We start from the raw sequence: 19893 nt of genomic DNA, 5'->3' as shown, positions 1-19893 counted from the left end.
CGGACTCATATCGGGTTCGGGCGCGGGTTCTTCGCGCGCCGGTTCCTCGCGCACAATGCCGTCCTGCGCATCCATCGCCCGCAACAGCTCTTCAAGCGCTTCCAGATTGTCCGGGTCTAGGCGCGCCGGGGGTGTGCCCGTCGCAGCGGCCGGTTCATCCTCCGCAGCAGGTGCAGCTTCAGGCTGGCTTGCCGGCATCACCGGCTCGTCGCCAGTCGCTTCCGCTTGAGCGTCCATGGCGCGCAGCAGCGCTTCGAGAGCCTCGATATTGTCCGGGTCGAGACGCGACGGCGAGCCGGGCGGCGTTGCGGCCAGCAGCAAGGTGAGGAAAATCGAACTGACAGGCATGGATGGTGTCCCCTCGACACAAATTCGGGCCAGAGCCAAGCGCGCCAATGGGGCGCGGTCAAGGCAGGCCGTGTCCGCCGCCCGGCGTTAACCGGAATTGACGTTGACGTGAACGTAAACTTGGCGGACAGTGTGAGTCATGAAATCCGCCGCGTCTGCCGAGACACTCTATTCGATCCGCGACCTAGCCGCATCGTTCGGCGTGACGCCGCGTGCCTTGCGCTTTTATGAGCAGCAAGGGCTGATCTCACCACGCCGCAAGGGCGCAACCCGTCTCTACACAGCGGCGGACCGCGCGCGCCTCATCCTGATCCTGCGCGGCAAGCGCGTCGGTTTTTCGCTGGCCGAGATCAAGGAAATGCTCGACCTTGAAGCGGTCGAGCATGCCGGGCGCGGTCATCTGGAAAATTCCATCACCCGCTTCCGCGCGCGGATCGAGGACCTGAAACGCCAGCGTGATGACATAGATGATGCCATCAGCGAGCTGGAAGCGGGCTGCGTCTGGATGGAGGAACGCCTGCACGACCGTGAACCGCCAGAGGACATCAAGCGCCGCGCCAGAGCCTTCGAGGCGCTGGCTGCGGCCCGCCTGGTCCAGTGGTCGGTCGGACCACCAGACTAGCTGACGCTTTCCCGCCTGCCGTCAGGCGGCGGGCTCTCTCACTACCAAACACACCTCACTGCCCATACCCGTACCGGAGATACCCCTCATGCCCAGCTATCGCGCACCAATCCGTGACCAGCGCTTCGTCCTCAACGACGTGCTGAATGTGCAGCAATACGGCAATCTGCCCGGCTTTGCTGATGCCAGCGCGGACATTGTCGATGCCATTCTCGAGGAAGGCGGCAAGTTCTGCGAGAACGTGCTCTACCCCCTCAACAAGGTAGGCGACCATGAGGGCTGCCAGCTCCAGCCCGATGGCGAAGTGAAGGTTCCGGCCGGCTTCAAGGAAGCCTATGACCAGCTGACCGAAGGCGGCTGGACCGCGCTCTCGGCTGATCCCGAATATGGCGGGCAGGGCCTGCCGCATTACCTCAATCTCGCCTTTAACGAGATGGTGACCGCCACCAACATGGCGTTCGGCATGTATCCGGGTCTGACGGGCGGCGCCGCGCAGGCGCTCCATGTCGGCGGGTCGGACGAGCAGAAGCGCCTCTATCTGCCCAAGATGATTTCCGGTGAATGGTCGGGCACGATGAACCTGACCGAGCCGCATTGCGGCACCGATCTTGGCATGTTGCGCACCAAGGCGGTCCCGAACGGCGACGGTACCTACAGGATTTCCGGCCAGAAGATCTGGATCTCGGCCGGCGAGCACCCGATGAGCAAGAACATCATCCATCTCGTGCTGGCACGGGTGGAAGGCGCGCCGCAGGGCGTGAAGGGCATTTCGCTCTTCGTCGTGCCGAAATTCATCCCCGACGAGAACGGCAATCCTGGCAAGCGCAATGGCGTGAAGTGCGGCGGCCTCGAAGAAAAGATGGGCATTCACGGCAATGCCACCTGCGTCATGAATTATGACGAGGCGACCGGCTGGCTCGTTGGTGAGGAGAACAAGGGCCTGCGCATCATGTTCGTCATGATGAACGAGGCGCGCCTCGGCGTCGGCCTGCAGGGCCTCGCGCTCACCGAAACGGCCTACCAGTACTCGCTGGCCTTTGCGAAGGACCGCATTCAGGGCCGTTCACTGACGGGCCCGAAAAATCCGGATGGTCCGGCTGACCCGATCATCGTCCACCCCGATGTGCGCCGCATGCTGATGGACCAGAAAGTGTTCGTCGAGGCGGGCCGCGCCTTCACGCTCTGGACGGCTCTGCAGGGCGATCTTGAACACAAGGCCGAGGACGAGGCGACGCGCACCAAGTCGGGCGACTACATGGCGCTGCTGACCCCGATCGTGAAGGCCTACCTGACCGACAAGGGCTATGACAGCGTCTCCAAGGGCCTGCAGATCCATGGCGGTTCGGGCTTTACGCGTGAGTGGGGTATCGAGCAGCTGCTGCGCGATGCCCGCATCACGCTGATCTACGAGGGCACGAACGGGGTTCAGGCGCTGGACCTGGTGGGCCGCAAACTCGCCATGAACGGAATGCGTCCGATCAACACCTTCTTTGCCGAGATGGACAGCTTCGTTGCCGACAACAAGGGCAACAAGGAGCTGGAGCCCTTCCTCGACGGTCTCGCCGCCACCAAGGCGAAACTGCAGAAAGCGACCAACTGGCTGGTCGAGAAGGGTCTGGAGAATTTCGACAATGCCGGCGCGGCATCGACTGATTACCTCCACCTCTTCGGTCTGACCTGCTTTGCCTGGATGTGGGGCATGATGGCCAAGGTCTCGCTGGAAAAGATCGCGGAAGGCTCTGACGATCCGATCTATGCCGGCAAGCTGGTGACGGGCCGCTACTTCCTGCAGCGCTGGCTGCCGGACGCCGATGCGCACCTGGCCAGGATCGAGGCCGGTGCCGAGACCATGATGGCCCTGACCGCCGATCAGTTCTGATTTTGACCCTCACCCTTCGATATGGCCGATGGCCTTCCCGGGGTGAGGGCTGAAACCCGAAACACGATACTACAGGAGACGACCCGCATGTCCGCCAATGCCGCCGCCATTCTGGCCAATCCGAAACCGTCCTGGCTGGACCAGGAGGATGTGAACATGTTCGACCACGCCGTGCGTGGCTTCCTCGAAAAGGAATGCCTGCCGCATGGCGACCGCTGGGAGAAGGAAGGCGCGGTCGACCGCGAAGTCTGGACCAAGGCAGGCGAAGCCGGCCTTCTCTGCCCGGCAGCGCCGGAAGAGTTTGGCGGTGCGGGCGGTGACTGGCGCCACGACTACGTTTTCCACATGGCCGTGGCAGAGCTGGGCGTCGATGGCTGGGGCGCAAGCCTGCACAATTCCATCGTCGGCCCCTATGTCTGGCACTACGGCACGCAGGCCCAGAAGGAAAAGCTGATCCCCAAGCTCATTTCCGGTGAGTATGTGGGCGCCATCGCGATGACCGAGCCGGGTGCAGGCTCCGACCTTCAGGGTGTGAAGACGACCGCGGTGAAGGATGGCAATGGCTATCGCATCAATGGTGCGAAAACCTTCATCACCAATGGCGGCACCGCCAATTTCATCATCGTCGTGGCAAAGACCGATCCGAAGGCCGGCGCAAAGGGCACCTCGCTCTTCCTCGTTGAAACCGACGGGCTGGAAGGTTTCCGCCGCGGGCGCAATCTCGACAAGGTGGGCCTGAAGGCTCAGGACACCGCCGAACTTTTCTTCGAGGACATGTGGGTGCCTGCCGATGCGCTGCTGGGCGAAGGCGAAGGGCTGGGCTTCATCCACCTGATGGAGCAGCTCCCGCAGGAGCGTCTGCAGATCGCCGTTCAGGGCGTTGGCATGATGAAGCGCGCGCTCGCCGAGACCATTGCCTATGTCAAGGACCGCAAGGCGTTCGGCAAATCGATCATCGATTTCCAGAACACCCAGTTCAAGCTGGCCGAGCTGAAGACCAAGGCAACCATCGCAGAAGTTTTCTGCCAGCACTGCTCCGACCTGCTCATTCAAGGCAAGCTGGATGCGTCGACCGCTTCCATGGCCAAGTACTGGGTCACCGACATCCAGTGCGAACTGATTGACGAGTGCGTGCAGCTTCATGGCGGCTATGGCTTCATGAATGAGTACCCCATCGCCCGGATGTGGCGTGATGCCCGTGTGCAACGCATCTATGGCGGCACGAATGAGATCATGAAGCTCCTGATCTCGCGGACGCTGTAGGGATGAAAGGCGCTCCTCTCACATCAACGCTTGCCGGTGTCCTCCCCCGTTTACGGGGGAGGTGTCAGCGTAGCTGACGGAGGGGGGATATGCGCGCTGAAGAGGCAAGATCACGCCCGCTGGCCAGGCGCCTGCGTCACGAAATGACGAAGGCCGAGACGGTCCTTTGGACAAGGTTGAAGGGGCGGCAGGTGAATGGCTGGCGGTTTCGACGCCAGCACCCGGTTGGCCAGTATGTGGCTGACTTTGCGTGTCTGGAAGCGGAGTTGATTCTTGAGGTCGATGGCGCAACTCATTCAGCGGAACGGGAGTTGAGGCACGATGCCCGCCGGACAGCTTATCTGGAGGCCAATGGCTGGTCAGTGCTTCGGGTCTGGAACACTGACATCTACGAAAATCTGGGCGGGGTGATGGATATGATTTTCGCCGCTCTTCCCCCCCTCGGCCCTTCGGGCCACTCCCCCCGCAAGCGGGGGGAGACACCCGCCGACGCTAATGGGTGTTCCCTGAACAAGGGAGGCATGGATGTCTGAACACACCGCCACGATTTCCTGGGCGCGCGATGGCCAGGATTTCGCCTCCAACCGCTATTCGAGGCGCCATGACTGGCACTTCGATGGCGGCGCGGTGGTGGCCGGATCGTCAGCGCCCTCATCGGTGCCCGTGCCGATGTCGGACCCGGCCGCAATCGACCCGGAAGAGGCCCTTGTGGCGGCCCTGTCGAGCTGCCACATGCTGTTCTTCCTCGCGCTCGCGGCGAAGGCCGGCTTCACCGTGGACCGCTATCACGACAAGGCTGCCGGCACGCTCGGCAAGCGCGCCGATGGCCGGGTGGGCATGACGGGGGTGGAGCTTCGCCCCGAGATTGTCTTTTCCGGAGACCGCCTGCCGGACGACGCCGAGATAGCAGCCCTGCACCACGAGGCCCATGAACGGTGCTACATCGCCAACTCGGTCAGTTTCGAGGTGGTGGTAAAACCTGCCGCAGCTGGGGGCCAGACATGAAGCCGGTCCTGCTTGCCGCAAGCCTAGTCGTTGCAGCCTGTCTGGCAGCCTGCGAACCGGCCGCCGAACCTGTTTCCGGTGACGACCTGCAAGAGCCGGTGGCCAGCGAAGACGCGCTTAGCTTCTTCAACGACCGGTTCGCCGGGCGCTGGGGCATGAGCGAGGCCTGCGAGGCCGAAGGCCTGTTCACTCTGACCGCCGGTAGCTGGAACCTTTACGAGCGCAGCTGCGAGGTGCTGGAGCTTGGCCGGGACGGCGAGATGAGCTTTGCCCGCGTCTCCTGTACGGCTGAAGGTGAGCGCGAGCCGGACAAGACACTGACCTTGAGGGCCACCGGCCCGGACGAAATCACGGTGGAGGACGGTCATTACGACTGGGTCCGATACCGCTGCCAATAAGAAACCGCCAACAGGGAGTTTCCCCATGACCGACGCCTATATCTACGACGCCACGCGCACCCCGCGCGGCAAGGGCAAGAAGAACGGAACGCTGCACGAGATCACCGCGCTGCAGCTGGCGACCCAGCAACTGGAAGCCATCCGTGATCGCAACAATCTCGACACCAGCGTGATCGATGACGTGATCCTGGGCTGCGTGTCGCCGGTGGGCGAGCAGGGCGCAAACATTGCCCGCGCAGCGGCCCTCAATGCAGGCTACGCCGAGACCGCGTCCGGCTTTCAGGTCAACCGCTTCTGCGCCTCCGGCCTTGAAGCGGTGAACCTTGCTGCGGCGAAGGTGATGTCGGGTGAAGCCGACATGGCCATTGGCGGCGGCGTGGAAGCTATGAGCCGCGTGCCGATGGGCTCTGACGGCGGCGCGATGGTCGTCGATCCGGAAATGGCGTTCGACCACTACTTCGTGCCGCAAGGCATCTCGGCGGACCTCATCGCCTCCAAATACGGCTATTCACGCGACGACGTGGACGCCTATGCAGTCGAGAGCCAGAAGCGCGCCAAGAAGGCCTGGGACGAGGGCCGGTTCAAGAAATCGGTCGTGGCGGTGAAGAACCAGCTCGGCCTCACCCAGCTTGACCATGACGAATACATGCGCCCCGAAACCGACATGCAGTCGCTGGCGAGCCTGAAGCCGGCTTTCCGCGATCTGGCAGCTTTCGTGGGTCTGGATAACGTCGCCATCCAGCGCTACCCCGATGTCGAGAAGATCAACTTCGTCCACCATGCCGGCAATTCGTCCGGCATCGTTGATGGCGCGGCTGCCATCCTGATCGGCACCAAGGAAATGGGCGAAAAGCTGGGCCTGAAGCCCCGCGCCCGCATCCGCTCCATGGCCTCCATCGGTTCAGAGCCGACCATCATGCTGACCGGCCCGGCCCCGTCTGCGCGCAAGGCGCTCAAAAAGGCCGGCATGAACCCGGAAGACATCGATCTTTACGAGATGAACGAGGCCTTCGCGGCTGTCGTCCTGCGCTTCATGGAAGATCTCGGCGTCCCGCACGACAAGGTGAACGTCAATGGTGGTGCCATCGCCATGGGTCACCCGCTCGGCGCAACCGGCGCAATGATCCTCGGTACGCTGCTCGACGAGCTGGAACGCACCGGCAAGGGTACTGCGCTGGCTACGCTCTGCGTCGGCGGCGGCATGGGTACGGCGACCATCATCGAACGGGTCTAGGGCCATGGCTGGCGAAGAGGAAAAGCCCGAATCGTCGGACAGCGAGAGCAGCTTTGCTGCCGGCTTTCCGATCGGCATCGGCACCGGTATCGCGATTGGCGTCGCCCTTGGCGTGGCGCTGGACAATATCGCGATCGGTATTGCTCTCGGGGTGGCCTTCGGCGCTGCCCTGTCGCCGGCATTTGGCGCTGCACGAACCCGCTCCGGAAAGACAACACGCGATGGCGCCGATGACGGCGCATCCAAGGAGGAGAACTCCCAATGAGCTACACGCATTTCAAATTCGAGACGGACAAGGACGGCATTGCCTTGATCACGTTCGACAGCCCGAACGTGTCGATGAACGTGCTCTCAGCGGCCGTGATGGCCGAGCTGGGCCAGATCGTAGACAAAATCGGCTCTGACGATGCCATCAAGGGCGCGGTCATCACCTCCGGCAAGAAAGCCTTCTGCGCGGGCGCGGACCTGTCCGAGCTGGGTGCAGGCATGATGGACCTGAAGGGTCTCTCCGAAGAGGAAGCCAAGCAGAAGCTGTTCGACACAGCCTTCCGCCTGAACTCGCAGCTGCGCGCGCTGGAAACCTGCGGCAAGCCGGTCGCTGCGGCCATTAACGGCCTCGCACTTGGCGGCGGCTTCGAGGTGACCCTGGCTTGCCATTACCGTGTGATGGCGAACGATACCGGCGCCAAGCTTGGCTTGCCGGAAAGCCTTGTCGGCGTTCTGCCCGGCGGTGGCGGCACGCAGCGTCTGCCGCGCCTTGTCGGCGTGATGAATGCCGCCCCGGTCATGCTGCAGGGCAAGCAGCTGGATGCCGACACTGCCAAGCAGCAAGGCGTCGTGCACGAGGTGGCACCGGTTTCCGAGATCGTGGCGAAGGCCAAGGAGCTGGTGAAAGCCAACCCGCTTGGCTCCAAACAGCCCTGGGACCAGGACAAGTTCAAAATCCCCGGTGGCGGCCCCTTCCACCCGCAGGGCATGCAGATTTTCGGCGGCGCGTCCCCGATGCTGCTGAAAGAGACCTACGGCAATTATCCGGCCCAGCGCTACATCCTGTCGTGCGTCTATGAGGGTTTGCAGGTGCCGATCGATGCGGGCCTTCGCATCGAGAGCCGCTATTTCACCAAGCTGCTCATGCGCCCGGAAAGCCGCAACATGATCCGCTCGCTCTTCCTGTCCAAGCAGTCGCTGGACAAGGGCAGCCGCCGCCCGGCCGGTCAGGAGAAATCCGAGATCAAGAAGATCGGCGTTATCGGCGCGGGCTTCATGGGCGCGGGCATCACGACCGTTTCGGCCCAGGCCGGCATCGAGGTCGTCCTGATCGACGTCAACCAGGAAGGCGCCGACAAGGGCAAGCAGCACGCGGTCGACTTCTTCGCCAAGGGCGTCAAACGCGGCAAGATCAGTGAGGAGAAGGCCAAAAAGCTGGCTGACCTCATCACCGCGACGACCGACTACAACGCCCTCAAAGACGTTGATATGGTTGTCGAGGCGGTGTTTGAAAACTCCGACCTGAAGGCCGAGATCACCAAGAAGGCGGAAGCCGTGATGCCGAAAGGTGCCATTTTCGGCTCGAACACCTCTACCATTCCGATCAGCTCGCTGGCCAAGGCTTCCGAGCGTCCAGAGCACTTCATCGGCATCCATTTCTTCTCGCCGGTCGAGAAGATGAACCTTGTCGAACTTATCGTCGGCGAGAAGACGGGCGATCTCGCGGTCAGCCGCGCGATCGATTTCGTTGGCAAGATCAAGAAGACCCCGATTGTCGTTGCCGACACGCGCGGCTTCTACGCCAATCGCTGCGTGATGCGCTATATCGAGCAAGGCATGTACCTGCTTACCGAAGGCGTGAAGCCGGCCCTGATCGAGAATGCAGCCAAGATGGCCGGCATGCCGGTCGGCCCGCTCTCGCTGCAGGACGAGGTGGCCATTGATCTCGGCTACAAGGTGCTCCAGCAGACCAAGAAGGATCTCGGCGACCAGTTCGAGGACACGCCCAATGCCCGTGTCATCGAGAAGATGTACGAGCTTGGCCGTTATGGCCGCAAGAATGCGAAGGGCTTCTACGTCTATGAAGAAGGCGGCAAGCGCCTTTGGGATCAGCTCGACCAGTTTGCCCCGAACGGCAAAATCCTGCCTGCGGACGAGCAGCCTTCCGTTGGCGAGATCAAGGACCGCATCCTCTACGCTCAGGCGATCGAGGCGGCTCGCACCATGGCCGAAGGCATTGTGGAAGATCCGCGTGAAGCCGATGTTGGCTCGATCCTCGGCTGGGGCTTCGCGCCCTATACCGGCGGCGTGATCTCCTTCATCGATACGGTTGGCACGGACAAGTTTGTCAAACGCGCCGACGAGCTGGCCAAGAAGTACGGCAAGCCGTTCGAAGTGCCCCAGCTCCTTCGTGACATGGCCGCGAAGAAGGAAACCTTCTACGCCCGCTTCGCACCGAAAAAGGCCGCCTGATCCATCAGGTGATCGCATGACAGGAAAGGCCGGGCAGCGATGCCCGGCCTTTTTTGTTTGACGATCACTGCCTGTGCGCGTTTCACCGGCGAAAGCCGGTGCCCAGCATTCATGGTTCCCGGCGTTCGCCGGGAAAACGCGAATTGAGGAAACAATAAGCCGCAGAGTTGACTTAAACGCTCAACCCCTTGATCGCCTTTGACCGTAATTCTTCGAGCCTGTCTGGCGGCGTCTTGAACAGGCGCCGGGCCTTGAGGTCCATCATGCAGGCGACGCCCTCGATGGACCACAAGGGTTGGCCCGTCACCGGGTCCAGCATCCAGTGGACGAGCGAGCGCACATTCTCGTTTGCCCCGATAAGCCCTGAGCGCATCAGATAGCCATCGCCCGCGCGCGGCAGTCGGCGATAGACGATACGTGCTTCAAGAAGGGCGCCGCCGAGCTCCAGCGCCTCGCCCTCGCCATGGGCGGACCACTCCTCGGGGAAGCCGTCGCGGAAATGGATCACGCTGTCGGAGGTCTTGCCGATGGCCGCCTCGGCGCGCATGCGTCCGAAAATATCAGCGTCCTCGGCCAGGAAGCGGCCCCGCCCTGTGACGGCCATGCCGAGCGTGTCGGCGAGCGCGAGCGATATGTCATCACGCGGCGTGGCGGCGGTGAGTGTTCGCGGCGTCATCTCTGCCGGACGCTCGATACGCAGGGCTTCCAGCCCGTCTCGCAGGCGCGCGGACCAGTCGAACGCCTTTCCGGTGCGCGGATCGCAATGGTCGAGCCGGATGAGGAAGCTTGCTGCCGGACGCTGCTTTACCGTGTGCTCCATGACCAGCGCCAATTCCACGCCATCGTCACTGGTGCCGGTGACGCCGCCATGAATGACCAGCGGAACGCCAGCGTGGCATTCGGCCAGATAGCGAACCTGAAGCTCGCGGACGATCAGGGTGGCAATGGCATCGGCGCGGAAGGCGTGGCGCATGCCGGCGAGGTCGCACAGCGTGCCGACCGCCTGCATGGCCTTGGCGATGTAGAAGCGCACATTCATGTGCCCCAGCTCATCGCACTCCCAGGCATTGGCATTGCCGCGCCACAGCTCTTGCATGCTGGCCTCCCGCCCGCTCGAATTGGTAGCTGAAACTAGGACGGTTCGCCGTCCCGCGTCACCCCGCTGCGCAGGCCGCGCAGCGCCCGTAATGCTCCAGCACGGAGCGGGAAATCTCGAAGCCTTCTGGCGTGTGATCGGGCAGGGCCGGAGCGTGCTGCTCGCGCACCGTGCCGCAGGCTTCGCAGATGAAAAGCTCGGCAATCTCGTCGCCATGGCCGTGGACGCACGCCATGTACGCGTTCAGCGCCTCTACCCGGTGGGCCAGTCCGGCCTGTGTGAGGAAGTCGAGGGCACGGTATACCGTGGGCGGCTGCGCGCTCCCATCGGGCTTCAGCGCGGCCAGCAAATCATAGGCCTTCACCGGACTTCCGGCATCGAGCAGCAATTCCAGTACCCGCTTGCGCAAGGGCGTGAGTGACAGGCCGCGTTCGGCGCAGAGCGCATCGGCGCGGGCAAGCTTGGATGCCGTGCTGGTGTGCGTGTGTCCCATAAGTCTCACCGATACAGCGATCGCGGCAAAAGCGCGAGCCTTTCTGCATATGGGTGCAGCCAGCAGGCTTGCCAGCCGGTGTTATGTAATAATATGACATGCCGCAACGATATAACATAGCGCTCGCTTGCCTGTCCGGTGTGGCGGAGGCGCTGGCCATTCCACGGAGAGATCATGTCAAGCTTGCGCAATTCCCTGTTTCTGGCGGCGAGCGTGTCCGTCCTCGCAATGACGTCCGGCCCTGCCCTCGCGCAGGCCGGCGATGAGCCCGTCGAGGTAATCACCGTTACATCGTCTGCGCTGGAAGTGGACCGCAGTTCTGCAACCGGATCGGTCGATGTGCTCGACCGGGATGATCTCATCCGTGACATGTCGGGCAATATCGCCCAGACTCTCGAGCGCCTGCCGGGCGTGTCGACCACCTTCTTCGGCCCGGCCTCGGGCCGTCCTGTCATTCGTGGCCTCGGTTCGGAGCGTGTGCGGGTGCTGATCAATGGCCTCGATGGCCTTGATGCCTCGACCTCCAGCCCTGATCACGCTGTTGCCGTTGATGTTCTGGGCTCCACAGGCGTCGAGGTTCTGCGCGGCCCGGCGGCAATCGGCTTTGGCGGCGGCGCGATTGGCGGCGTCGTCAACGTGTTCGACGGACGCATTCCTGAAAGCCTTCCTGAAAACCCGGTCTTTGGCGAGGCCTATCTCGGCGCGACCTCTGGCAGCGATGCGCGTGAAGGCTTTGTCCGCGGCGGGTTCGTGTTCGGGCAATTGGTGACCCAGGCCGAATTCCAGCGCCGGGAAGCGGGCAATTACGACATTCCGGGTTTTGCGGAGTCAGCTCGCCTGCGCGCACTCGAGGAGGAAGAGCACGATCATGACGATGATGATCACGATCATGACGATCACGAACACGAGGAGGAGGAAGAGGCGTTCGGCTTTGCGCCCGACACCGATTTCGTCTTCGAATCCGGCTCGATCGGCAGTTCCATCGTCGGCCCCTGGGGCTTTGTCGGTATCGGCGTGAAGCGTACCGAGGCCAACTACGCCATTCCCGGTCACGAGCATGCGCATCATGAGCATGACGACGAGGATCATGATCACGACCATGACCACGACCACGATGAAGAGATGGCGCCTCGCCTCGTGATGGAGCAGACGCGTGTCGATCTGCGCGGCGAAATCGCGCTCGAGGGCTTCTTCAACCGTGTGCGCTGGTCGTTGGCTCATTCCAACTACGTCCATGCCGAGGTCGAAGGCGACGAGCAGACCATTTTCGACAAGGAGGGCATGGAAGCCCGCGTGGAACTGCGCCACGGTCACGGCGACACCCGTCAGGGCGCGTGGGGCGCAACTGCGCTGACTCAGGACTTTGAGGCCATTGGCGACGAGGCCTTTATCGAGGCGGTTACGACGCAGGATTTCGGCCTGTTTGCGACAGAGCGCTGGGACTTTGACAGCTGGGGCGTCGAGATCGGTGCCCGCGCCGATACGCGTGAACTGACCGCCCAGGCCGCAAACCGCCGCTTCAATTCGGTCTCGGCCTCTGGCGCGCTGTTCCTGCGCCCGGCTGAAGGCTGGTTCCTCGCCGGAACTCTGTCGCGTTCCGAACGTGCACCCAGCGATGTCGAGGTGTTTGCCAATGGCCCCCACCTGGCCACCCAGGCCTTCGAGGTCGGCAATCTGAACCTCTCCACGGAAGTTGCCTGGTCGCTGGAAGGCACGGCTCGCTACACAGGCCAGAACGGCTTGAGCGCGGAAGCCACCGTCTTCTACGCCGACTATGACGGCTTCATCGAGCTCTTCCCCACGGGCGCCGAGGAAGATGGCCTGCCTGTTCTCGAATACCGCCAGGAAGATGCCCGCCTCTACGGCTTCGAGGCCCGGATGAGCGTGCCTCTGTTCGACGCGGGCGGCTTTGCGTTTACTGGCGAGGCAAGCGCTGACTATGTCCGCGGAGAACTTTCCGATGGCGGCAACCTGCCGCGCATCTCGCCGATGTCGGCATCTGTCTCGGTCGAGGCCGATAACGGCCCGCTCTCACTGCGCACAGAAGCGCGCTTTGTCGCTGAGCAGACGGATATCTTCGCGACCGAACTGCCGACCGACGGCTACACCCTCCTGCACGCGGATGCGCGCTGGCGCCCGTTTGCTGACCGCGATGTGCAATTCATCGTGGCTGTCCGCAACATCACGGATGAAGAAGCGCGCATCCACTCCTCCTTCCTGAAGGATTTCATCCCTCTTCCGGGACGCAATGTGCGTGTGGCGGTGTCGACCCGCTTCTAGAGGCCCAGGCTTGGCAGAAGGCTTGCATGCAGCCCCGTACGAAACGTGCGGGGCTGTGTTGCCTTGGCATGCTGCCTCCGCTAACACACCTCAAACCGTTTTCCAGGGGAATAGCATTCATGGCCGACGCCAATCAGGGTAAGCCCGAAGTCAAGGGCACGCTTCCGCTTTACAAGAAGCCCGAGCCGCTCAATCTGCAATCGCACAAGGGCATGGGCCTGAAATATGGTGATCGCCCGTTCGATTTCCTGAACGAGACCCATTTCGTGCCGCTGACGGCGGGCGAGATTGCGACCGCTTCGGCGCACTACCCGGTCATTTTCCTGGGTGATGCCCGCTTGCCGGTGGCCGTGATGGGCCTCCAGCAGGGCATGAACCTGTTTGTCGATCCGGCGACCGGCCTCTATGAGCCGATGCGCTACATGCCGGGCTATGTCCGCCGCTATCCGTTCGTCTCGGCGATGCACACCGAGGAAAGCGACCGGTTCACCGTGTGCGTGGATTCCGCTTCGCACCTGATGTCGAAGAACCCGGACGAGCCTTTCTTCGACGACAATGACGAGCCGACCGAGTTCACCAAGAACGCCATCGAATTCGTGCGCATGTACGAAGGCGAGGCTGCGGCTACCAACATCATGCTGAAGCGCTTCAAGGAGCTGGACCTGTTCGAGGAACAGACCACCCAGTTCCAGCCGCGCGACGCACAAGGCCAGCCGACCGGTCAGGCCCAGACGATTGCCACCTATTGGGGTATTTCCGGCGAGAAGATGCGCGCACTGCCGGCCGAGACGCTCGCCGAGCTGCGCGACAACATGTATCTGGCGATCATCTACGCCCACATGATCTCGCTCGCCCAATGGGACTTCATCCTGACGCGCGCCCAGATCCGAGCCAATGGCGTGGCGTCTGCCAACGTGCCCAACACGATGAGCCCGCCGCCGCCTGAAGCCTGAGGCCTGGCTGACAATATTGCGTAACTCGTCAATGGCGGCTCCTTTTCGGGCCGCCATTTTCGTTTGCCTGTGCTCCGGCTGATCACAAGGTTGTCAGGCCACTCGTTGCACGTGACGCACGCAGCTATATCTACAGGCCAGTGCGGGCTTAATCCCGTTTTCAGCCTGCCGACAGAAGACAAGGGGAGCCTGCCCGTGTTGCGTGCGTTTTTTGCCGGATGCCTGGCCGTGATTGCCCTGGCTTCGGGTCAGGCCTATGCCCAGGCCGCCAGCGGCCCGATGGTTGATGCAAGCCTTGTCAGTGACCGCATATCGGTGGCTCCTGGTGAGACTTTCCACCTGGCGCTGCATCAGGAAATCACCCCGCACTGGCACACCTATTGGCGCAATCCCGGCGATAGCGGCGAGGCTACGCGGCTCTATCTCGACCTGCCCGAGGGCTGGAGCGAGGGTGAAATGGTGTGGCCGGCGCCGCGTACCTACCCGCTCGGCCCGTTGACCAATTACGGCTATGAGAATTCCGTCACCCTGCCAGTGCCAGTTACCGTACCGGCAGATGCTGCGCCGGGCCCGGTCACGATTACCGGCGAAGGTACGTGGCTCGTCTGCGAAGACATCTGTATTCCAGAAGATGCGACCTTCGAGATCGAGCTGGAGGTCGGCGCCAGTACAGTCGACCCTTCGGGCGCCCGCCTGATCGAGGCGGCCTATGCTGCAGCGCCAGACGGCGACCATGGCTTTACGGCCGGTCTTGAACTGCGCGATGGCGGCCTTGTGCTCACGCTGGCAGGCGATGCGCTCGCCGGTGGTGAAGCCTCGGTGCGCGATCTCTACTTCTTTCCCTATGATGGCGGCGTCATCGCCCACAATGCCCCGCAGCCCTACCGGCTTGGTGAGGGCGAGGCGCGCATGGATATCGCGACCGGCTTTCTCACCCGTAACGCGGTCAATGCCGACTATGCCGGCGTGCTGGCCTATGAGCAGCGCGAGAACGGCAACTGGGTGCGCCGGACGGCAGAAATCACAGCTATCGCCAATGAGAGCCTCAACGCGCTGCCTGCCCCGGCCGCAGCGCCCGCCTCAAGCCTCGATGACGGGACAGGCCGGGCCGCGCCTGCAATGGGCTTCTGGCAGGCGGCCCTGCTGGCGCTGGTGGGCGGCCTGATCCTGAACCTGATGCCGTGCGTCTTCCCGATCCTGTCCATGAAGGCGCTGACAATCGTGCAGAAGCGCGGGGCAGAGCGCTCCGAAGCCCGCGAACTGGGCCTGATCTTCGGCGCGGGCGTCGTGCTTACTTTTCTGGCGCTTGGAGGCGTGGTGCTCGCGCTGCGGGCTCTTGGCGGCATGGAAGTCTGGGGCTTCCAGCTCCAGGAGCCGGTTGTTGTCGCCGGACTGGCTGCACTGATGTTCCTCATCGGCCTCAATTTTCTGGGTTTCTTCGAGATCGGCACGTCCTTGCAAGGTGTGGGCGGGCAGGTTCAGGGCAATGACCGGGCAGGGGCGTTCCTGACGGGGGTGTTGGCCGTCTTTGTGGCCGCGCCCTGCCTTGCGCCTGTGATGGCGAGCGCGCTTGCGTTTGCTCTGGCCCAGCCGCCTCTGGCTTCACTCACCATCTTCGCCTTCCTCGGTGTGGGTCTTGCCCTGCCTTTCGTCATTGTCAGCTTCGAGCCGCGCCTGCTGGCTTTTCTGCCGCGCCCGGGCGCGTGGATGGAACGCTTCAAGCAATTCCTCGCCTTTCCGATGTTTGCCACGGCCATCTGGCTGATCTGGGTGCTGAGCGTGCAGACCGGCGCGCAAGGCGTGTTGTGGGTTCTGGGGCTCTTCCTCGCCATCGGTTTCGCCGTCTGGGCGTTTCGTATGCCGGGCCTGGTATCGCGTGTTGCGGGCCTTGCGGGCGTCCTGCTGGCAGCCGGTGCGCTCTGGTCCACAGCCGGGCTGGAACCGGCGACCGCCTCTGCGGGTAATGAGGAGTATGAAAACTGGAGTCCGGAACGCGTCGAGGCCCTGCGCAGTGAGGGCCGGGCCGTGTTCGTCGACTTCACCGCTGCCTGGTGCGTGACCTGTCAGGTCAACAAGCTGGGCGCGCTTGCCGATGGAGACGTGCGTGACGCCTTTGCCCGGAACGATGTCGCGCTGCTGCGGGCAGACTTCACCAATCGAGATCCGGTCATCGCGCAGGTGCTGGCCGACTATGGCGCTCCCGGCGTGCCGTTCTACCTCATGTACCCGCAAGGTGGTGGCGAACCGGAAATCCTGCCGCCTTTGCTGACCGAAGCCATCATGATCCGGGCGGTGGAAACCGCCGTCCGCGAGTAGTGCCAATCCAAGCCGCAATCTTTGACCTGAGGAGACCTACCAACATGGCCATTTCCCGCCGCGCTTTCACTCTCGCTGCCAGCCTGCTGGCCGCCACCACGTTCAGCTTCGGTGCTGCCCATGCCAACCCGGTTATTGGCGAGCGCGCACCCGATTTCACGGCCACGACCGCGACGGGCGAAACCGTGTCGCTGTCCGATTTTGCCGGTCAGACCGTGATGCTGGAATGGACCAACCACGGCTGCCCCTACGTTGTGCGCCATTACGGCGGCAACATGCAGGCCCAGCAGGACGCCGCCGCGGAAGCCGGTGTCGTCTGGATCCAGGTGATTTCGTCTGCGCCGGGCGAGCAGGGCCATGTCAGCGCCGAGGAAGCGCTGGCCCTCAATGAAGAGCGTGGCGCCAGCAATGTCGCGCACATCTTCATGGACCCGGAAGGTGTGATCGGCCGCGCCTATGACGCCCGCACCACCCCGCACATGTACGTCATCGATGCCGAGGGCACGCTGCGCTATAATGGCGGCATCGACGACCAACCCCGTCCGCGCGACGGTGACCCGGCTCCCATCCCCTATGCCCAGAACGCGCTGAACGCCGTACTGGCGGGTGAAGAGGTCGAAATGCCGGAAACCCAGCCCTATGGCTGCAATGTGAAATACGCCGGCTAGTCAGCCACCGGATTTCCTGGAGAGCGACCCGTCAGTTCTGGCGGGCCGTTTTTCTATTGGCTTGCCGGGCAGGATGGCGGAAAGCCGGTATCGGGGCCCTCGGTCTCTACGTCCGCGGCAATGATGACCGCGTGGGAGAAGGTGCGCGCCAGTTCGCGGTAATCGCCCGCGCTTGAAGGGTCTGCCTCCAGCGCCTCGCGGCGCGCAGCCGCATCGGCGGCCATGCCGCGGAAGATGCAAGGCAGGTCTGCCGGTCCGCCGGAGGCCTGTATCGCATCGCCAAGCGCATGCGCATCGCTTGAGAACCGTGCGGTATCGGCAAGAAAGCTGTCCTCTGCGCCAATTGCCAGCACAGTGCCGGCTTCAAGGCTTTGTGCGCGTGCCTCGGCCTCGCCTTGCAGGCGCTCGGCAAGTGCGATCAGACCGGCTGCGTCCTGCGCCGAGGCGCTGCCCGCCGCCAGGCAGGCGGCGATTGCAACAAGGGCGAAGGAGCGAAGAGCGTGCATCATGGGTCTGGCCTTCAGGGCTGGGACAACTACTTGCAGGCATGCAAGGGGCGGGCCGCTTGAAAGCCGCGCCTGCAAAGGCTACTCCGGCCTTCCTTTCTGGACCGTTTCGCGGTCGCGTCTCACGGATCACACCCATGGCCAAAGAAAAGAGCTTTCGTCCCAAGGCCCGCCGTCCGCGCGGTTTCGAGGACAGGGCTGCCCATGTGATCCGCGCCGAACGTGCCCTCGTGAGCGCCGCCTCTGCTGTCTATGAGCGCTGGGGCTTCGAGCCGCTGGAAACGCCTGCCTTTGAATATGCCGATGCGCTGGGCAAGTTCCTGCCCGATGAAGACCGTCCCAATGAAGGTGTCTTCGCCATGCAGGATGATGACGGCCAGTGGATGGCGCTGCGCTATGACCTGACCGCGCCGCTCGCCCGTTTTGCGGCGGAAGGCTTTCAGGATCTCGTCAAACCCTATCGCCGCTACCAGTTCGGCGAGGTATGGCGCAATGAAAAGCCGGGTCCGGGCCGCTTCCGCCAGTTCGTCCAGTGCGACGCGGACAATGTCGGCGCATCTGGCCCCGCCGCCGATGCGGAGATGATCGCGCTGGCCGCTGAGGTGATGCGCTCCGCCGGGCTGAGAGATGATGAGTTCGTCATCCGCGTGAATGACCGCCGCCTTCTTGATGGCGTGCTGGAAAGCCTGGGATCTGCCGACCAGACGCGCCGCATGCGCGTCCTTCGCGCCATCGACAAGCTGGACAGGCTGGGCCTGGAAGGCGTGGAGCTGTTGCTGGGGCAGGGCCGCAAGGATGAAAGCGGTGACTTCACCGAAGGAGCGGGCCTGGACGAGGCGGGCCGCGCGCGCGTTCTCGGCTTCCTTGAAGCCTCGAAAGCGGGCGGGACGCGCGCTGAGGTGACCGCGCGTCTTGCCGGTGCCGCAGGCGAAACGGTGGCCAGAGCCGGGGTCGAGGCGCTGGGTGAGATTGATGCGATCCTCTCGGCGCTCGGCGTACCCGAGGAACTGGCGGTGTTCGATCCGTCGGTCGTGCGCGGCCTTGGCTATTACACAGGCCCGGTTTTCGAGACCGAGCTTCTGGCGACCCCCACCTATCCCGATGGCAGCCCGATGCAGTTCGGCTCGGTCGCGTCAGGCGGGCGCTATGATGATCTCGTGGCCCGCTTCACTGGCCAGCAAGTGCCCGCCACGGGCTTCAGTTTCGGCGTCAGCCGCTTTGCCGCCGCGCTCTCCGCGCTGGGTCGTTTGCAAGGGGCAGAGGCCGCACCGCTGGTTGTCGTCATCGCTGCCGACAAGGCCCGCATGGCAGACTATTTCGCTTTTGCCGCAGAACTGCGTGCCGCTGGCCTGCGCGCCGAGGCCTTCACCGGCAATGGCAATATGGGCAAGCAGCTCAAATACGCCGACCGGCGCGATGCGGCCTTTGCGGTGATCTGCGGCGAGGAAGAGTTTGCGAGTGGCACAGTGCAGGTGAAAGACCTGAAACTGGGCGCGGAGCTCGCCGAATCCATCACCGACCGCGACGAGTGGAAAGAGCAGAAGCAGCAATTCACCGTGGCGCGTGCAGAGCTGGTATCGGCGATCCAGTCGCGTCTGTCCGCCCGCGGATCATGATGCGCTGCCGCAAAAACGAAAACCTGCCTTGCACAAAGGGGTTGACGCAAACCTGTCACTTGAGTCACGGTGTTTAACAGACAGGGCCTGACCGTCTTGTCTTCTTGAGTGACGGCTCTGGGGAGGAGACGTCTCTTATCGACCAACCAAAATTTCAAAGCCCGGCATCTTGCGATGCCGGGCCTTTTTTTATCCTACTCGCCGCCCGCCAGTTCGGTGTCCCGGCGCTGGCTCATGATGCGCTGGCCTTCGGCCGAGTTCAGCCAGTCGGTCAGCGCATCGCCTTCGAGTCTCTCGCCATTGACGGTCACTTCCAGACGACCGTCGCGCTCGGTAACCTGCACCTGACGGCGGCGGACTTCACGGGTTTCGCCCGTCTCTGATTCCCAGTGCGGCGCGTCGGCGTTGGTGCCACCATGGCGCATCACGACCACGCGGGTCTCACCGCTCCCATCCTCGCCGAGAAACACGGCGTGTTCCTCGCGGAACTCTGCAATGCGCGCTTCGAGGCGCTCACGGGTTTCGATCAGCTCAGCGCGCTCCTCGGCAGTCATCGGACGCGTCTCGCCGTTACGCGTGATCTCGCCGCGCTCCAGCGCTTCATCAATACCCCGGAGGCCGGCTTCCATCCCGCGCGCGCCGGCGCGAAGGCCGATAACACGGGCGCGTTCGCCTTCGCGGCGGGCCACACGGGCGATTTCGCGTGCGCGTTCACCTTCGGCGCGGGCAAGGCGCGCAGCCTCGCGGGCGCTTTCA

The 19893-nt window shown here is 63.3% G+C and carries 17 protein-coding genes and 2 pseudogenes; 14 read left to right on the top strand and 5 right to left on the bottom strand.

Annotated elements, in window-relative coordinates; translation table 11 throughout:
- Positions 1 to 348: pseudogene (locus ACTS2Z_RS12215) on the bottom strand (hypothetical protein); the annotation flags it as partial.
- Positions 349 to 487: 139 nt separating this feature from the next.
- Here ACTS2Z_RS12215 and ACTS2Z_RS12210 point away from each other — a divergent pair.
- The 9 genes and pseudogenes from ACTS2Z_RS12210 (at position 488) to ACTS2Z_RS12170 (ending at position 9209) form a co-directional block, all read left to right on the top strand.
- Positions 488 to 970, top strand: a complete 483-nt coding sequence (locus tag ACTS2Z_RS12210) for a MerR family transcriptional regulator (RefSeq protein WP_442573487.1) — start codon at positions 488 to 490, stop codon at positions 968 to 970.
- A gap of 88 nt (positions 971 to 1058) precedes the next feature.
- Positions 1059 to 2849 (top strand): acyl-CoA dehydrogenase C-terminal domain-containing protein, encoded by a 1791-nt coding sequence (locus tag ACTS2Z_RS12205; RefSeq protein ID WP_442573486.1) that lies wholly within the window; start codon positions 1059 to 1061, stop codon positions 2847 to 2849.
- An 87-nt stretch (positions 2850 to 2936) separates the two neighbouring features.
- A complete protein-coding gene (locus ACTS2Z_RS12200; RefSeq protein ID WP_442573485.1) occupies positions 2937 to 4112 on the top strand; it encodes an acyl-CoA dehydrogenase family protein in 1176 nt (391 codons plus the stop codon).
- Between the two features lie 89 nt (positions 4113 to 4201).
- Entirely contained in the window at positions 4202 to 4645 is a 444-nt protein-coding gene (locus tag ACTS2Z_RS12195) for an endonuclease domain-containing protein (RefSeq protein WP_442573484.1), read from the top strand.
- Positions 4638 to 5117 carry an OsmC family protein gene (locus tag ACTS2Z_RS12190; RefSeq protein ID WP_442573483.1) on the top strand — a complete coding sequence of 160 codons (480 nt, stop codon included), beginning with the start codon at positions 4638 to 4640 and terminating at the stop codon, positions 5115 to 5117. Before ACTS2Z_RS12195 ends, ACTS2Z_RS12190 begins: the two co-directional genes overlap by 8 nt.
- Complete coding sequence (locus ACTS2Z_RS12185; protein WP_442573482.1) at positions 5114 to 5515, top strand: hypothetical protein; 402 nt, start codon at positions 5114 to 5116, stop codon at positions 5513 to 5515. The genes ACTS2Z_RS12190 and ACTS2Z_RS12185 overlap by 4 nt, the downstream gene beginning before the upstream one ends.
- A 25-nt stretch (positions 5516 to 5540) precedes the next feature.
- Entirely contained in the window at positions 5541 to 6749 is a 1209-nt protein-coding gene (locus ACTS2Z_RS12180; RefSeq protein WP_442573481.1) for an acetyl-CoA C-acetyltransferase, read from the top strand.
- Positions 6750 to 6753: 4 nt separating this feature from the next.
- Positions 6754 to 6922, top strand: a pseudogene (locus ACTS2Z_RS12175) (hypothetical protein); the annotation flags it as partial.
- A gap of 88 nt (positions 6923 to 7010) precedes the next feature.
- Positions 7011 to 9209 carry a 3-hydroxyacyl-CoA dehydrogenase NAD-binding domain-containing protein gene (locus ACTS2Z_RS12170; RefSeq protein WP_442573480.1) on the top strand — a complete coding sequence of 733 codons (2199 nt, stop codon included), beginning with the start codon at positions 7011 to 7013 and terminating at the stop codon, positions 9207 to 9209.
- Between the two features lie 172 nt (positions 9210 to 9381).
- Here the strand turns inward: ACTS2Z_RS12170 and ACTS2Z_RS12165 are convergent, their stop codons facing one another.
- Together ACTS2Z_RS12165 and ACTS2Z_RS12160 are read right to left on the bottom strand one after the other, a co-directional pair.
- Entirely contained in the window at positions 9382 to 10305 is a 924-nt protein-coding gene (locus tag ACTS2Z_RS12165; protein ID WP_442573479.1) for a thioesterase family protein, read from the bottom strand.
- A gap of 58 nt (positions 10306 to 10363) precedes the next feature.
- Entirely contained in the window at positions 10364 to 10798 is a 435-nt protein-coding gene (locus ACTS2Z_RS12160) for a Fur family transcriptional regulator (RefSeq protein WP_442573478.1), read from the bottom strand.
- A 174-nt stretch (positions 10799 to 10972) separates the two neighbouring features.
- Here ACTS2Z_RS12160 and ACTS2Z_RS12155 point away from each other — a divergent pair, with 174 nt between their 5' ends.
- From ACTS2Z_RS12155 to ACTS2Z_RS12140, 4 genes are all read left to right on the top strand, one after another.
- Positions 10973 to 13078, top strand: coding sequence for a TonB-dependent receptor (locus ACTS2Z_RS12155; RefSeq protein WP_442573477.1), 2106 nt, complete (start codon positions 10973 to 10975; stop codon positions 13076 to 13078).
- A gap of 119 nt (positions 13079 to 13197) precedes the next feature.
- Positions 13198 to 14031 (top strand): SapC family protein, encoded by an 834-nt coding sequence (locus ACTS2Z_RS12150; RefSeq protein ID WP_442573476.1) that lies wholly within the window; start codon positions 13198 to 13200, stop codon positions 14029 to 14031.
- Between the two features lie 195 nt (positions 14032 to 14226).
- On the top strand, positions 14227 to 16347 hold the full coding sequence (locus ACTS2Z_RS12145; protein WP_442573475.1) for a protein-disulfide reductase DsbD family protein: 2121 nt from the start codon (positions 14227 to 14229) through the stop codon (positions 16345 to 16347).
- Between the two features lie 44 nt (positions 16348 to 16391).
- Entirely contained in the window at positions 16392 to 17015 is a 624-nt protein-coding gene (locus ACTS2Z_RS12140; protein ID WP_442573474.1) for a redoxin domain-containing protein, read from the top strand.
- A 53-nt stretch (positions 17016 to 17068) separates the two neighbouring features.
- On the opposite strand, the gene ACTS2Z_RS12135 is transcribed toward ACTS2Z_RS12140, so the two are convergent.
- Complete coding sequence (locus ACTS2Z_RS12135; protein WP_442573473.1) at positions 17069 to 17524, bottom strand: hypothetical protein; 456 nt, start codon at positions 17522 to 17524, stop codon at positions 17069 to 17071.
- Positions 17525 to 17658: 134 nt separating this feature from the next.
- Between ACTS2Z_RS12135 and hisS the strand changes: the two genes are divergently transcribed.
- Positions 17659 to 19137: a histidine--tRNA ligase gene (gene hisS / locus ACTS2Z_RS12130; protein ID WP_442573472.1), complete on the top strand. Its 1479-nt coding sequence runs from the start codon at positions 17659 to 17661 to the stop codon at positions 19135 to 19137.
- Positions 19138 to 19331: 194 nt separating this feature from the next.
- Here hisS and ACTS2Z_RS12125 read toward each other — a convergent pair.
- Positions 19332 to 19893: hypothetical protein (locus ACTS2Z_RS12125; RefSeq protein WP_442573471.1), on the bottom strand; the 562-nt coding region annotated here is incomplete at its 5' end.

It is taken from the genome of Glycocaulis sp., assembly GCF_052168375.1.
GTDB lineage: Bacteria > Pseudomonadota > Alphaproteobacteria > Caulobacterales > Maricaulaceae > Glycocaulis.
The sequence above is the reverse complement of the archived record's forward strand: the minus strand, read 5'-3'. Positions and strand labels throughout refer to the sequence as shown.